This is a genomic window from Sorangium sp. So ce887 (assembly GCF_051521455.1).
Classification (GTDB): Bacteria; Myxococcota_A; Polyangia; order Polyangiales; family Polyangiaceae; genus Sorangium.
Window position 1 is genome coordinate 2,645,330 of sequence record NZ_CP150354.1, and the last position, 15,267, is coordinate 2,660,596.

Annotated in this window: 8 protein-coding genes; 2 read left to right on the top strand and 6 right to left on the bottom strand. The window is 69.6% G+C overall.

What is annotated here, in order from left to right; translation table 11 throughout:
* Positions 1-147: 147 nt before the first annotated feature.
* From WMF36_RS10085 to WMF36_RS10105, 5 genes are all read right to left on the bottom strand, one after another.
* The gene (locus WMF36_RS10085; protein WP_437579393.1) at positions 148-1,113 is read right to left on the bottom strand and encodes an HTTM domain-containing protein; all 966 of its coding nucleotides are present in this window, start codon (positions 1,111-1,113) and stop codon (positions 148-150) included.
* Positions 1,110-1,724, bottom strand: a complete 615-nt coding sequence (locus WMF36_RS10090; protein ID WP_437579394.1) for a hypothetical protein — start codon at positions 1,722-1,724, stop codon at positions 1,110-1,112. Before WMF36_RS10090 ends, WMF36_RS10085 begins: the two co-directional genes overlap by 4 nt.
* Entirely contained in the window at positions 1,721-4,189 is a 2,469-nt protein-coding gene (locus tag WMF36_RS10095; RefSeq protein ID WP_437579395.1) for a hypothetical protein, read from the bottom strand. The genes WMF36_RS10090 and WMF36_RS10095 overlap by 4 nt, the downstream gene beginning before the upstream one ends.
* Positions 4,190-4,462: 273 nt before the next feature.
* Positions 4,463-9,052 carry an nSTAND1 domain-containing NTPase gene (locus WMF36_RS10100; protein ID WP_437581883.1) on the bottom strand — a complete coding sequence of 1,530 codons (4,590 nt, stop codon included), beginning with the start codon at positions 9,050-9,052 and terminating at the stop codon, positions 4,463-4,465.
* Between the two features lie 57 nt (positions 9,053-9,109).
* Complete coding sequence (locus WMF36_RS10105) at positions 9,110-11,596, bottom strand: PAS domain-containing protein (protein WP_437579396.1); 2,487 nt, start codon at positions 11,594-11,596, stop codon at positions 9,110-9,112.
* Positions 11,597-12,476: 880 nt separating this feature from the next.
* Here WMF36_RS10105 and WMF36_RS10110 point away from each other — a divergent pair.
* On the top strand, positions 12,477-12,713 hold the full coding sequence (locus WMF36_RS10110; RefSeq protein ID WP_437579397.1) for a hypothetical protein: 237 nt from the start codon (positions 12,477-12,479) through the stop codon (positions 12,711-12,713).
* A gap of 84 nt (positions 12,714-12,797) precedes the next feature.
* The gene (locus WMF36_RS10115) at positions 12,798-13,142 is read left to right on the top strand and encodes a hypothetical protein (protein ID WP_437579398.1); all 345 of its coding nucleotides are present in this window, start codon (positions 12,798-12,800) and stop codon (positions 13,140-13,142) included.
* A 118-nt stretch (positions 13,143-13,260) separates the two neighbouring features.
* Here WMF36_RS10115 and WMF36_RS10120 read toward each other — a convergent pair whose 3' ends face one another.
* The gene (locus WMF36_RS10120) at positions 13,261-14,520 is read right to left on the bottom strand and encodes a trypsin-like serine peptidase (RefSeq protein WP_437579399.1); all 1,260 of its coding nucleotides are present in this window, start codon (positions 14,518-14,520) and stop codon (positions 13,261-13,263) included.
* Positions 14,521-15,267: the final 747 nt, after the last annotated feature.

The window sequence follows — 15,267 nt, forward strand, 5'->3', positions numbered from 1 at the left end:
CTCAGAGGGTCAATCGGGAGGATAGCGCTGCCCGCCACCGGCGCAGGCGGCGCGCGGGAGGGGGAGCTGTCATGTGCCCAGAGAGGTTTCACATGAAGACGGGGAGTCAGGAAGATCAATAAGGTTTTCTTCCCGCCTTCCCGCCTCTCAGAGGGGCTCTCGCGCCTGCGAGAGCCTCTCGCGAGCTCCCGTCCTCGACGCAGGCCCCGCGCGGCGCGGGCGCCTCAGATCGCGCAGCTTCTCCAGCTCGAAGAACCCCGCGAACGCGATGCCCAGCAGCGGGTAGGGGAACAGGATCGCCATCGTCAGCAGCACGCCGAGGTGGAAGAGCCAGGCGGCGCCGCAGAAGACGACGGCGATGCGCCGGCTGAACAGCGCGAGCGGCGCGCCGAGCTCCATGGCCAGGCTGCAGAGCGCGAGCGGCGGGAACAGGAACCGGTAGCGGACCAGCGCGCCGCCGAGCGGAGAATGGGTGTCGCCGAGCGCGATCTTCCGCACGTTGTCGTAAGCGACGTAGTTGCGGAGGATGTCGCTCAGCGCCCAGTCGAGCCCGCTGTTCCGGAGCTTGGTGACCCCCGCGATGAAATACGAAGTCACCGTGATCGCGCAGAACAGCCGGATCGGCCAGCCGTAGCGGCCGTCCGGCGCCGGCGGGGCGACGCCCGCGCGGCGCGCGGCCCGCGCGTCGAGCGAGAACGCGTCGGCCGCTGCGCCGAGGCTCAGCGCGATGACGTGGAGCACGAGGAGGTTCTCGGTGTGGAACACCATGCCCCAGGAGTTCCTGTAGGTCAGCACCCAGAGCAGCAGCGCGCTGAAGAGCGGCCCCGTGACGCGGAACCGGTAGCCGGCCACGAAGGCCGCGCCGGCCGCGATCGCCCCGCCGATCAAGGCGCGCACCGCCCAGAGAGGGAGCGGCGCGGACAGCACCGAGACGACGCCGATCGGCCTGAAGCTCCCCGGAGGCAGGTGGCCCACCCGCTGGAGGTGCACCGCGCGGACGCAGAGGTACACGAGGGCGAAGCCGCCGACGAGGAGCCGCAAGATCGCGAGCCGCTCGGCGGGCGCCTCGGCGAAGAAGGCGCGGTCGAACCGGTCGAGGAGCCGCCTCATCATCGCGCGCCCACCTTGCAGGTCGCGTGGAGCTTCGAGTCGACCGGGGCCTCCTGCCCGTCAAAGAACGCCACGGCATCGAAGGTGTCGGTCCGGATCTCGATCTTGACGACGTCCGCGTAGCGGTCCTGCTCCGCGACGCGCGCCGCGATACCGCGGCAGAGCGCGCGCGCCGCGCGGGCGCCCTGGCGGATGCTCTGCGCCAGCGTGGCCTTGGCCTGCAGCACCTCCTCGCTGCCCACGAGGCGCGGCGGGATCGGCCGCCGCTCGCCCCGGGAGTCCACGCCGATGGCGCGCTCCACCGCGGTGCGCGCGTCGTGGCGACCCCACGAGAACATCGGGTAGGTCGACAGCGGGAAGCTGTCGGCGGGAGGGCGGCGGAACAGCGGAGCGAGCATGAGGAGCACGAGCCCCGCGGTCACGCCGTACGCGTAGGCCTTGCGCTCGCCCCATCGAGCGCCCTCGCCCGGGGGCGCTCCGGCGGCCGCGGTCGCGCTCGCAGCCGCCCCGCCCGCGGCCGCGCTCGCAGCCGCCCCGCCCCCGGTCGCGTTCCCGGCCGCCCCGGCGCCCGCAGCCGCGCTCCCGGCCGTCTCTCCGCCTCCGCCCGCGCTCACAGCGGCCCCGCCGCCGGCGCGCTCCGCCCGGGCACGAGCCCCAGCATCCTGCCCCCGTGGCCGAGCGCGGCCCAGGCGTGCTGCACGTAATCGATGCGGATCCGGGGGGACGCCATGCTCTCGCTGAAGCCGCCCTCGATGATCACGTCGCGGCTGCAGGCGAAGCAGGTCGCGGGCGACCACTGCTGCCGCACGAGGAAGCCGAGCACCCGCTGCATCAGCGCCCGGTCCCGCGCGAGATCCTCGCCGCGCCCCTCCTTCACCGCCATCGCCGCGGCCAGCGCCTCGCCGAAACCCGCCGTCGACGTGTTGTGCGGCGGCAGCACGTTGCCGAACCCGTATCCGCCCACGAGATCGGGCGCCACCTCGCTGTCCTCGTCGAGCACGAGCCGCGACTTGAACGCCACGTAGTCGAGGCAGAACCGCTCGTAGTCGTCCCGGCGGTGGTGGCCGAGCGCCGCGCGCGCCGCGAGGCAGTGCCAGTTCTCTTCCATGTACACGAAATCACTCGCGAAATGGTCCCAGTAGCGGTTCGCGTAGTGGTCCATGGCCCGGTCGACGGCGGCGCGCACCGCGGCGGGGGGCGGGAGCTCGGGCCTCGGCTCGCGGGCGGCGAGCGCCTCGAGCAGCGTGAGCGCGAGCACCGACTGGCCGCCCTCGTAGAGCTGCGTCGGGCCGAGGATCGGCGCGACGCGCTCGAGGTCGAGCTGCGGCGCGAAGCCGCCATCGTCCCGCTGCGTCGCGAGCACCATGCGGGCGAGCCGCCCGATGAGCGCGTCGTGCGCGTCGCCGACGACGTCGCGGCACGAGAGGAACGCGACAAGGCTCAGCGCCGTGGGGTTGAGGTTCGCGACGCTCCCGGGGTTGTCCGGGGGGTAGAAGAGCGCGCCGACGGCGCCGCCCTCGCCGGCCTTGCGCTCCAGCTTCGCGAGCAGCCCGAGCGAGCGCTGCACCGCCTTGCCGAGCGCCGGCGGCGCCGGCGCGCCGCCCTCGCCGCTCCCGAGCTCGCACAGGGCGAGCGTGGTGCCGGCCTGCCGCGCGATCGAGAACCCGTCGAACGAGGCGCGCCCGGTGAACGGGTCGACGATGTAGCGGAACATGCCGTCCTTCCGCTGCGCGCCGAGGATGTAGCGCTGGGCCGCGGCCGCCGCCCGCTGGGCGGTCGCCTCGGTGAGCGGGACCGACGGCTCGCCGATCCGGGACAGGAGGTGGAGCTCGCCCGCGGCGTCGACCGCGTAGCTGAGCGTCTCGATCCGCGCGAGGCCGCTCCTCAGCGCGGCGTCGTCGGGGCCGGCGGGGCCGTGGCCGCCGGGCGGCTCGGGCTCGCCGAGGGCGCGGCGCAGGACCGCGAGGTCCACGCCGAAGCGGAAGTCGGGGACACCGGCGAGCGGCGCGTTCGTGTTGAACGCGTCGAGCGCGATGAGCTGCCACGGCAGGAGGCACCGCTCCGCGAGGCAAACGCCGTCGAGCCCGGGGCGCAGCGACAGCCCCGCGAGGCCCGGGCCGGGGGAGTCGAGCGGCTGCACGGCCGAGACGACGTCGATCTTGAGGGGGCCGCGCAGCGCCTCGGCGAGCGCGCCGCGCAGCGCCGCAGCGGGGTCCTCGCCGGGCACGGGCTGGAGACAGCGGGTGGCGGCGGCGGCGCGCTCGGAGTCCTTCGCGCGGGCGAGGTGAGTGACGACGAGGGTGGGGCGGCCGGGCTCCGGGGGCGCGGCGCACGCGGCCGGCGCCGTGGTCATGAGCGACGGCGCCTTGGCCGGCGGGGCGGGGAGCGCGCCGAAGGACGAGAGCGCCTCGCGCAGCGCCGCCCCGGTGCGCGACGGGGCGCCGCCGGGCACGGGCAGGACGTCGGCCTTGGCGACGCGGTGGCGGAAGAGCAGCGAGAGGGCGGCCAGGAGCGCCAGCGCGGCGAGCGCGGCGAGCGCGGGTGAGGGCCGGCGGTTCGGGCGGAGCAGGCGGAGGCCGCCGGTCGAGGCGACGCCCCAGCAGGCGAGCGGCAGCGTGAGGAGCGCGACGACCGCCCAGACCGCGAGCAGCGCCGCGGCGATGCCGGTGCCGAGGCCGCGGTTGAGCGAGGCGACGTAGACGGCGGAGGAGAGGAGCCCGAAGCTCAGGAAGGCGAGGTAGCCGAGCGAGGCGAAGGACGTCGCGCGGAAGGCGCGCGGCGCGAGGGGGTGGGGGAGGAGCGAGAGCGCGGCGGTCGCGGCGTGGAGCAGGGCGAGCGCGGCGGTGGCCACGGCGAAGAGCGTCCACGGCCGGAAGGGGAGGGAGAGCGCGGCCCAGGCGAAGACGGGGGCGTGGAGGGCGCTGAGCAGCCCGACGGCCCATCGGCGGGGCGGCGGGGGCGGGGAGGCGGCGGCGCCGCGGCCGGGGCGCGCGGGGGCTTCCGCGGTCGGGGGGGCCGGGGGGGCGCTGTCCTGGGGCGGAGCCGGGGGCGCGGGGGGGTCGGTGTCGGGCGCCTGCATGGTGCGGCGACGCTTATCACGATGGCGGTCGAGGACCCCCGGGGTTCGAGGCGATCGGGGCTCCACGCCGGGGGGGCACCGGGGGTCTGTGGCGCCTGGGGGCACCGCGGAGCGGAGAAGGGCAGCGCGGAAGCGGAGAAGGGCAGCGCGGAAGCGGAGAAGGGCAGCGCTGGAGCGGAGAAGGGCAGCGCTGGAGCGGAGAAGGGCAGCGCTGGAGCGGAGGCTACCGCGGCGCAGGGACGCGATCGGGCAGAGGGCAGCACCGTGGAGGCCTCATGATGAGGGAGCGGACGCTTGCTTTACCCGTCGCACGCACTGGGCATGCTCCTCTTGGCTGACCTGCTCGCTCGTCCCCAGGAAGCGCTGCCGCTCGGCAATTGGCAGGCAGTAAGTGGTCGCGGTCCACAGCCTCGGATCATACCGGTTGACGGGTCGGAGGTCGCGCCATACGCGCACGCTCTTATCGCCATGGCTGGAAGCGATGCGCGTGCCGTCCGGGCTCCACGCCACCGACCAAACCGCGCCGGCGAGGCCTTGGAGGACGACGGGCTCACCCGAGCCATCGGCGTTCCATATCCGTACCGTCCCATCGTGCGAGCTAGAGGCAATACGGGCGCCGTCCGGGCTCCACGCCACCCCCAGGACCTGGTCGGAGTGACCCCGGAGGACGAGCGGAGCACCGGAGCCGTCAGCGTTCCACACCCGCACGGTCTTGTCGTTCGAGGCCGACGCGATGCGGGTGCCGTCCGGGCTCCACGCCACCCACAAGACGTGGTCGGAGTGGCCCTGGAGGACGAGGGGCGCACCCGAGCCGTCGGCATTCCGTACCCACGCGGTGTTCTCCCAGGAGGGGTAGGCGATGCGGGTGCCGTCCGGGCTCCACGCCACCGAATTGACTTGGGGCGGGCTCGAGTCGTCACCAGGGGGCTTGTTGACGAGTTCGGAGTACCCTTGGAGTAGGAGGGGCGCACCCGACCCCTCCCCGGAGCCACCCAGATTCCATACCCGTACGGTCCTGTCCTTCGCGACCGACGCGATGCGGGCGCCGTCCGGGCTCCACGCCACCCCTTGGACCCACCTGGAGTGGCCCTCGAGGACGAGGGGCTTACCCGAGCCGTCGGCATTCCAAACCCGCACGGTCTTGTCCTGCGCGCCCGAGGCGATGCGGGTGCTGTCGGGGCTCCACGCCGCCGACCGGACGCAGTCGGAGTGGTCGCGGAGGACAAGGGGAGGGCCGGAGCCGTCAGCGCTCCATACCCGCACTGTCTTGTCGTAAGAGGCCGAGACGACGCGGGTGCCATCGGGGCTCCATGCCACCGTCCAGGGGTTATCGGAGTGGCCTGACATGATGAGGGGGGCGCTGTGGCGATCGGCATTCCAAACCCGCGCGGTGCCGTCATACGAGCTCGAGGCGATGCGCATGCCATCGGGGCTCCACGCCACCGACCAGACCGCGCCGGCGTGACCCCGGAGGACGAACGGAGACCCGGAGCCGTCGGCATTCCACACCCGCAGGGTGTGGTCCCACGAGCTCGAGGCGATGCGGGTGCCGTCGGGGCTGAACTTCGCCGACGTGACCCAGTCGGAGTGGCCCGGCAAGACCTGGGGTGCGCCGGAGCCATCCGCGTTCCACACCCGCATGGTCTTGTCGTACGAGCCCGAGACGATGCGGGTGCTGTCCGGGCTCCACGCCACCGAGTAGACGTTGTCGGTATGGCCCTGGAGGAGGAGCGGAGGACCGGAGCCATCGGCGTTCCACACCCGCACGATCTTGTCCCACGAGCCCGAGACGATGCGCGTGCCGTCCGGGCTCCACGCCACGGAAGCGACCAAGGCGGAATGGCCCGGCAAGACGAGAGGTACGCCGGAGCCATCAGCGTTCCACACCCGCACGGTCCCATCCGTGGACCCCGAGACGATACGCGTGCCATCGGGGCTGCACGCCACCGCCCAGACCTGGTCGGTGTGGCCTCGGAGGACGCGCGGAGCACCGGATCCGTCGGCGTTCCACACCCGCACGGTCTTGTCGTGGGAGCTCGAGACGATGCGGGTGCCGTCCGGGCTCCACGCCACCGAATCGACCCCGTCGGTGTGGCCCCGGAGGACGAGGGGCTCACCCGAGCCATCGGCGTTCCACACCCGCACGGTGTTGTCCCATGAGGCCGAGGCGATGCGCGTGCCCTCCGGGCTCCACGCCACTTGCAATACGGCATCGGAGTGGCCGAGCAGCACGGTGGGGGCGACTCCGGCATCGAGGACATGCTTGGCCAGCTCGGACCACCCTCGCGGCGGGTCAGGGCTCTCGATCTCGCGCAACAAGGCCACCGCGGTGGTCGGGTCGTCCTGATTCGCGCGCGCCGCGGCCAGCCGGGTCATGTCGCGCGCCAGGACGGCCTCCATCTGCGCCCGGGTGGCCTCGACGCGCATCTGCCAGGCCAGATACGACATGCTCGCGGTGACCAGCACGAGGAGCCCCATACTGCCGGCCACGATCCGGCGCCGCTGCTGCCGCGAGCGCTCGGCCAGGTCGAGCACGGCCTGGAGATAGCGTTGCTCGGCCGGCGCAAACCCGCCGCTGTACCTCGCCTGCCACCGCCGGGCCTCGTCGGCCGTCTGTCCGCGCCAGAGCAGCCCCTCGGCGCGGCCGTTGGCCTCCCACTCCTTGGCTGCGTGGCGCAGCCGCGCGAGGAACGCCGCATCGTCCTGGTGGTCCGTCAGCCACTGCGCCAGCGTGGGCCAGCTGGTGATGAGCGACTCGTGCACCAGCTCCACCGTCGCATCGATCTCGCCGCTCGACTCGGCCGTGAGCAGCCGCGCCTCGATGAGGCGCCCCAGCACGCGATCGATGTCCGCGCTCATGTCTACCGGGCCCGCGCCGAGCTCGCGCAGCTCGCCGACACTGGCCAGCGCGCGGGTGCGCTCCGGGGTCACCAGGCGCAGCAGCACCGTCCGCACCAGCTTGCGCTCACTCGGTGACATCGCGCCCAGCACCGTATCGGCATGACTGGCCAGGGCGCCCGCCACGCCGCCCATCTGCCGATAGCTCACGTCGGTGAGCAGGCGCCGCGTGCGATCCCGGCGCTCCCAGAGCCGGGCCGACGTGAACTGCAAGAGCGGCAGCGCACCCGCGGTGTGCTCCAGCGTATCGAGCATGTCCTCGGCCAGACCGGGAGACTCGAAGCGATACTCCAAGGCGTCCAGCGGCCGCATCAGCGCCTCACGCAGGCCCTCGCGGTCCATCGGCGGCAGCAGCATGAGCCCGCGGCCAAACTCGGCCATGGCCGCGTGGGCTTCGGTCATTCGGTCCAGGAAGTCCGAGCGGAGCGCAATCACCACCCGCAGGGGCGAGGCCATGTCGTCGGCCACACCGGCCAGGCTGGCGAGGAACGCCCCGCGCTCATCGGCCGCAGCCAGGGTGTAGAGCTCCTCGCCCTGGTCGATGAAGAGCAGGATGCGCGCGCGCTTGCGGCGGGCGCGCGCGCGGAGCTGCGCGCCAAGGAGCCCGGGCTCGGCGCGCAGACGCGCCAGAAGCTCGGCGCGGTCGCTGCTCTCCGCTCTCTGCGCGAGCCGAGGGTCGGCGCTCTCCGTCGAGGTCTGCCACCCATGGGCCAGCAAGAGCTCGGCCACCGTGGTCAGCGGGTGGGTCCCGGGCCGGAGAATCAACGCCATCCAGGCATCCCCGGTCTGCTTGAGCGCGGGGATGAGCCCGGCGCGCACGAACGAGGATTTGCCCGCGCCCGAGGGCCCCACGACGACCAGCAGCGGCTGCTCGCGAAGGCGCGTCACCGCCTGGCCGAGCACCCGGGTGCGGCCGAAGAAGCGCGTCGCGTCGCTCTCTTGAAACGCCGAAAGCCCCAGGTAGGGGGGAGCTTGCTCCTCGGCCTGCACGGGGGCGCGGCGACGGCCGATGGCGAGCGATTCCAGCTCCTCGAGGAGCTCGCGGGCCGTGCCGATCCGGTCTTCTTTACGCTTGAGCAGGCATCGATCGATGATCGAGCTCAGCTTGCCGAGCTCCGGGCGCATCTCGAGCATGCTGGGCATCGCGGTATCCAGGTCACCGACCGCGCGCAGGCTATCCACGAACAGCGGCGCCAGCAGATGGTGGCCCAGCACCAGCTCGGCCAGGATGAGGCCCACGGCCCAGATGTCGGCGCGATGATCCACGCTGCCCGCGTTCCACTGCTCGGGCGACATATAGGGCATGCTGCCGACGCGGCGGTTGGAGGTGCTCTGCGTCTGCGAGGCTTCGAGCTCCACGAGCGTGTCCCTGGGCTCACGGCCCGCCTCGGGGAAGTCCAGGAGCGTGGCGATACCGAAGTCGAGCACCTTGATGAGACCGGTGTCGGTCAGCATGATGTTCGAGGGCTTGAGATCGCGATGGACTATGCCCAGCGCGTGCGCGCTCACCATGGCCCGCACCACCGGGATCATCAGCTCGGCGGCCCGGCCTGGTGGCAGTCCGGAGGCGTCGGTGCCCGACGGCCCGGCTCCTGCGTCCCGGGAGCGCTCGGCGCGTTCATCGACCCACTGGCGCAGCGTCATGCCCTTGAGATATTCGAGCACCATGTACGGATAGCCATTGTGCTGGCCGATCTCGTAGATGGTGACGATGTTCTCGTGGCTGAACTGGGCCGTCACGCGCGCCTCTGAGAGGAAGCGCTGCTCGCTGGGGCAGGTGAGCAGTTTGATGGCCACGAGGCGACCGAGACGTGTGTCCCGGGCGAGGAGCACCTCGCCCATCCCCCCTCGGCCCAGCGGGCGGATGATCTCGTAGCACCCGATGACCGACCCTACCGCGGAGCTCATCTGGCTCTCATCTAGCGGGTCGCTGGCGCATTTCGCCTCTCGTGCTTGTCCGTGCATGGCTGTTTGCGGTTGTGGACGGACGACTCGCACTCCAGACGGGTGCAGCGGATGTCTTCAGCCTGTTTCGCTCGACCTCGCCCGGTCGCATCCGCGGACACGCCCCAGCTCGAAGACGGCGAGCAATCGGTTCGTTTCTACGGGCTTCACCAGATGATCATCGAACCCCGCTGCCAGACTGCGCTCCCGGTCGTGCTCCTGGCCATAGCCGGAGATGGCCACGATCAGGAGCTCGTCGGCTGTTATGCGCTCGCGCATCCGCTTGGCGAGATCGTAGCCGTTCATGACCGGCAATCCTATATCGAGGAGCGCCGTATCGGGCTGAGCGCTGTTCAGCAGCGCGAGTGCATCGGGGCCATTGTGTGCAACAACGACGTGGTGGCCGAGGTGTCGCAGGAGACCACCCAGCGTCGCGGCCGCATCGGCGTTATCGTCCACGATGAGCACGCGCCGCGGCGCGGCCGCGGGCACGGCAGCGGCCTTCGTTACGAACGCCGGACGGACCTGCCCATCGGCGCTGTCGGCCTCGGCCATGGGTAACCGGACCACGAACTCGCTGCCCTTTCCCTGGCCCGCGCTCGAAGCGAGGACCGTACCGCCATGAAGCCCCACCAGGCGTCGCACCAGAGACAGGCCGATGCCCAGCCCGCCCTCGGAGCGATCGAGCGCACGATCGCCCTGCACGAAGGGCTCGAACACCGAGCCGAGTATGGCCTGTGACATGCCCATTCCGTTATCGATCATACGCACGACGATTTCGTTGCCTTCGCGATATCCGTGCAGCGTGATATGACCATGCGGCGGCGTGTACTTGGCTGCGTTGGTGAGCAGGTTTTGGAACACCTGGACCAGGCGCACCGGATCGCCTTGCACGAGCAGGCCTTGCCCGGGCACGTCCACAGCGAGCCTCTGCGCCCGCTTCTCCAATAGCGGGCTAGTCATCTCGATGGCCTTGGTCACCACCGTGCCGAGCTCGAGCAGCTCACTGGCGATCTCGATCTTGCCACGGACGAGACGCGAGATGTCGAGGAGATCGTCGACCAGGCGCGAGAGGTGCTTGACCTGGCGCTCGATGACCTCCCGCTCCTTGTTCAGGTCGACGACGCCCTTGAGCCTCATGAGCTCCACGGCGGTGGCGATGGGGGCGAGCGGGTTGCGCAGTTCGTGGCCGAGCATGGCCAAGAACTCGTCCTTGCGACGATCCGCGGCCTTGGCTATCGCGTAGGCGGCGGCGAGCTCGGTCTCGCGCGCGACCACCGCGTGGTAGAGGCGGGCGTTCTCCAGGGCGACCGAGGACTGCGTGGCGATGCCTCTCACGATGCGCTCATGGCGGGCTGTGAAGCGCGCGGGCTCAGAATGCCCGAACAGCAGGATGCCGATGACATCTCCGGAACGGTTGGTGATGGATACGATCAGAAAGCTGACCACGGAGGGATGGCCCGCATGCTCGGGGCCCAAGGCGCCATATCGCTGATCCTCACGCGTGTCGTCACAACGGCTCACGCCGGAGCCATGGAGCAGTTGGGCAAGGAGCTGTGTGATCTGCTGCGCGGGAAGGCTGGCTAGGGCGTTCGGCTCCGCTCCCGAGAACGTATGGGAGCGGAAGCGGTGGAAAGCTTCATCGTCCACGACGAAGAAGGCGCCGCACGTGGCATCGACGACGGCCGTGGCCTCATCGAGGATGAGCTGGGCCAGCTTGGGTTCATCGAGCTCCCGGGCGAACGAGGCACCCAGCCGGTAGAGAGTCTCGTTGATACGGCTCTCGTCGTGCGCCCGCTCCTCGGCGAGCTTGAGGTCGGTGATATCGACCAGGACGCCGGTCATGAGCGGGCCTTTGCTGGTTTCGTCGGCGAGCACCTTGCCGCGGTAGCGCCCCCAGCGGCTCGCGCCATCGGCCCGGACGAAGCGGAGCTCCATGTCGAACACGGCCCCGACCAGCGTCTGCCCCACGGCTCGGACCAGGCGCTCGCGGTCGTCGGGGTGTACCCGGGCCAGGAAATCGCGCCGAGCCTGGGTGGACGGTACCGCACGAAGGCCGAGGATGCGGTTCAGGTTGGCGTCTCGGTGCTCGATGTCGGTGGCGACCTCCACGCGCCAGGTGCCCATTTCCGCGGCCGTCAGAGCCACGGTAAGATGCTCCTCGCTCGCGCGAAGGGCCTTCTCGATGAGCTTCTGGTCATGGATATCGGTGCATGTCCCGATCCAGCGGACCACGCGGCCTTCGGCGTCGCGAAGCGCCCGGGCGCGGGTGAGGAACCAGCGGTTCGAGCTGTCGCAGCCACGGCGCAGGCGGCAGACCGCTTCGAAGAGATCGCCGGTGGTCAGAGCGTGCTGCCACGCGGCGCGCGTGCGGTGCGCATCGCGCGGCGAAACCGCCTCGCACCACCCGCGGCCTGGGCCCTTGGCCGGATCCACGCCGGTGTACTCGACCCAGTTGTCATTACAGTGCTCTATGGAACCATCCGGCCGCCCGATCCACACCAAGTGCGGTATCAGGTTGAACAGGAGATGATGGTCCTGCTCGCTTGCCTTGTTCATGACCATGGTCGCTTTGTTTGCCGAGTCGCACTGGCTCGACAATGCTGATAGCATCGCACGTGGGCGTTTGTCGAGAACGCAAATGCTGCCCGGGCGCCGGCAGCGGGCCAATCTGAACAGGAATGCGGAAAGGTGCGAAGGTAGGAAGAAGATGTCGATGATCTTCTTGTCTTCCCGTCTTGCCGTAAACCTATTTGGGCAAACTAGCCCGGCGCCATCTCAGAACGACGCCTAACGCCGAGGCCGGACGATCGCCCGGGGTTGAAACACCGGGCTATACATACAAAGTCCGCTTCGCGGACTATGGGAATTTTCGCCTGAATGTATGCCACGGAGACCGTAGTCTCCGGAGGGAACTTCGTACGTGGAGCCAGGGGTTTCAACCCCCTGCGAGCAGGCAGTCAAGGCAGTTCCCGCCTCTGAAATGGCTTCTCAATGGCTACCTGGATTGGTGGAAAATTCGTTCACATCATATAATCGTGCCGCTCTTTCGGTGGAAAAGTTCATTGTGTCGCACGCCCGGCGAGCTGGTTCTTCAATTCGAGCGCGAGCAGGCTCAGGTATCCGAGATACGAGCGCCGCGTCGTCGCCTTCGGCGGTGACTTCCGCAACTCGATGCGAACATATTCCCGGATTTGTTATCGTAGCGTCCCTCTACCTCACCTCTGGCTTGCTGTTTCGAGGACGCGCGGGAGCGCCTCCTTCGAAACGAACACGTCGGCGAGGTTGCGCTTGTACGGTCGGACGCGGTCGTTGTCTGGGGTCGCGCGCGGGCGCGGCGACGAGGGGCTCTGAGTTCAACTACGTCAGCATCGCCACCGGGTTCGCCTCCGCCATCCTCGGCCTCAACTGCTTAGCCTTCCCCCCGGCGGCCAAGCTCGCGGGGGTGCTCGCGTACACATCTATCGGGACCGCCGGTCTCAGCACCCTTTTCACCGGAATCGAGTACGGGTTCACCAGCAGCAAGTTCGCCTCCTCCTCCGCGAGTACCGCCCTGGTACTGGTCACGCTGGGCCAGTCCAAGTGGATCGGAGCACTCGGCGGCACCAAGGTGGCCACGAAGGTCACGCAGTTCGCCCACGATCTCGTGTCCCCGATCACCGGGGTGCTGTCGCTGTTCTGACAGGGACCGTCACGTAAACTGACCAGCAGGGGCTGGTGTTCGTCGCCGGCCCCTGCACCTTTCTCCCGGAAGGACACCACGTTCGTGTTCGCGTCCGTTGCCGCTGGGTGGCTGTGGCTGATGGCCGCGGCAGCCACCGTGATCTACTGCTCCACCATGGCGATGTGGATCCCCCTCCGGAAATTCCGGATGACATATCCACTCATCATTTTTGGGTGCGGTATCGGCATGGTCGCGTTCGGCCAGCAGCGCGGTTTCACACTGACTTCCATGCTCGCCCTGCACTCGTTCTCCCTCATCGGGCTGACGATCCGAATGGTCCCGACCCGCAAGCTGTTCACGATGTGGACCCACGAGATCAACGAGGGTGTGATACGCGAAAGGTACGACTGCCCGCGCTCACGCCTCACATTTGCGTCGTCTCCGTGATTATCATGTTGCTCGTCGCATTCGTGCTGACGCGGTGATATGCCGATGTCCGTCCCGTAGTGGTGTCTCCTCAGATGCCGGCGCTGGAGCGGTTCGGGGCCGGCGGGGAGCGTCTCGCTCAATCGCTCGCGCAGCGGAGGAGCCCGCCTGCGTCCGTGCAGATCGCGGACATCTCTGTTCCCCCGTTCCGGCAGGTGAACAGACCGACGTTGGCGAGGTGGTGGAGCGCGACCACCTTGCCCGTCTCGCCATGGACGATCGGCGACCCGCTCGATCCCCCTTCGCTGTCGCACGAGTAGCCGGTCTGCGATCGCAGGGCCGTGCGGTAGTAGGTCTGATCGATCGCGTCGATCTGGCAGCGGATGGTATGTGCCCGATCCTTCCAGTAGGCGACCTTCTTCGGGCTCCCGCCGGGGTGCTGGATGAAGTTGATGGGGGCGCCGACGCGGGGCGCCCTCGTCGTCGGGATGAGCTCGCCCCAGGTCGCCTCGGGCCTGCCCTGCAGCGTGATCAGCGTGTAATCGAGGCCGCCTGCGAAGAGGGAGCCGTTCCGGCTGTTCGTCTTGAGGAGAGTGTCGCCGGCGAAGCTCGCGGAGACCGCCAGACTCGAGCCGCCACAGGTCGTGCTCTGGTAGCCGAAGCGGGCCTCGAGGGTGTCCGCCTCGCCCTCGGTGCTGATGCAGTGGTTGTTGGTGATGAGCGTGCTGTCGTTCATCCCGGCGATCAGCCAGCCCGTGCACACGAACATGCCCCCGCCGCTCATGAAGAGCAGCCGCGCCACAGGCCTCTGCTGGGCGTCGAGCTCCGAGTGGCACGCGATGTCCTCGCGACCGTCCGTGGCGCACACCACCTCCGGCGTGCCTCCGAGGGGCGGCCACGCGAGGGGGACGCTGCGCGGCATCGCCTCGCCGGAGCTCGCGAGATCCGGGTCGAGCTCGATCGTCCCGTGGCCGATGTCCGCGATCGAGAATCCGTGGCCTCCGCCGGTGCTGCTGTGCAGCTCGACGACCGCTGTCTCGCCGTCGATGGCAAACGCCCAGACATCACCGTCGCCGTTCGGGCCGCGGTCCTCGTACCGAAACGACCGAGATCCGTCGGGGCTCGAGACGGTGACATAATCGCCCTTCGCGAGAGAGAAACCGGTGAAGTGCACGCGCACGAACGCGGCCCCCGGCGACGTGATCGCCTGCTTCCAGCCTCCCGCATACGGGTGGGACGTCTCGGCCTCGTACGCGATGACGTCACCCGCCCGGAGCCGCCCGGGCGCTGCCTCGATTTCGTCTGCGCCGTCCGATCCGCTCGCGCCGGGATCGTCCACGTTCGCAGCACACCCTGCGACCGCGAGGAGCGACCCCGCGACCAGAAAATTTCTGTTCATTACAACCCCCCCTTCGTCCCGGCTCGCTGCATGTAAGCAGCGCGAGCGAGCGAATCGCATAGGATAGGAGAGGACGACGAACCCGGCAAACACGCGGCTGTCGGAAACGAGACAGGAAGTGGCCGTGCGCTCCGAACGCAACCCTCGCGGCGCAGGGAACGACGAGGCTGCGTCGATCCGGGCCCGGCGCGGCGGGCGCGGCGGGCCGAGGAGGACTGGCCTGCTGGCACGACAGAGGCGCTCGCGGGGACGCCGGATAGATCGCGCTGGAGCAGGGTCCGCCCGAGCCCTCCCTCTCTCTCCGGGAGCATGGCTGTCGACCGAGCGCGGACCTCAACGCGAACGTGGTCGTGCACGAACGGTGAGGGAAGGAACCACAGAGCAGCCGTCTTTGCTCTACAGCTGCGGGGCTCTTCCTAACATGACTGCGGGAAGTCGGGCTGCGAAGCGAACCGCCATGACGCCAAGAGCGCCAAGAAACCAGAGGAGTAGGAGAAGAAATGCCGGGGCGGCCCTTCTTCTCTCCTCTTGGCGGCCTTGGCGCCATGGCGGTTTTTCTGCTGAACCGGGGCAACTTCCCGCAGTAGGCAGTGCTTAGCGGTTCGGCTTGACCTGTTCCGCGCTCTCGCTGGGCTCAGTTCGGAAGTTGTCTTGGCCTTGGAATTCGCGCCTCGGTGCTATCCGGCTCGCTCGCGGTTGGCGCGAGGGGTTGCCGTCGCTGGTCGGAACAGTACCTGGACTGGGCAA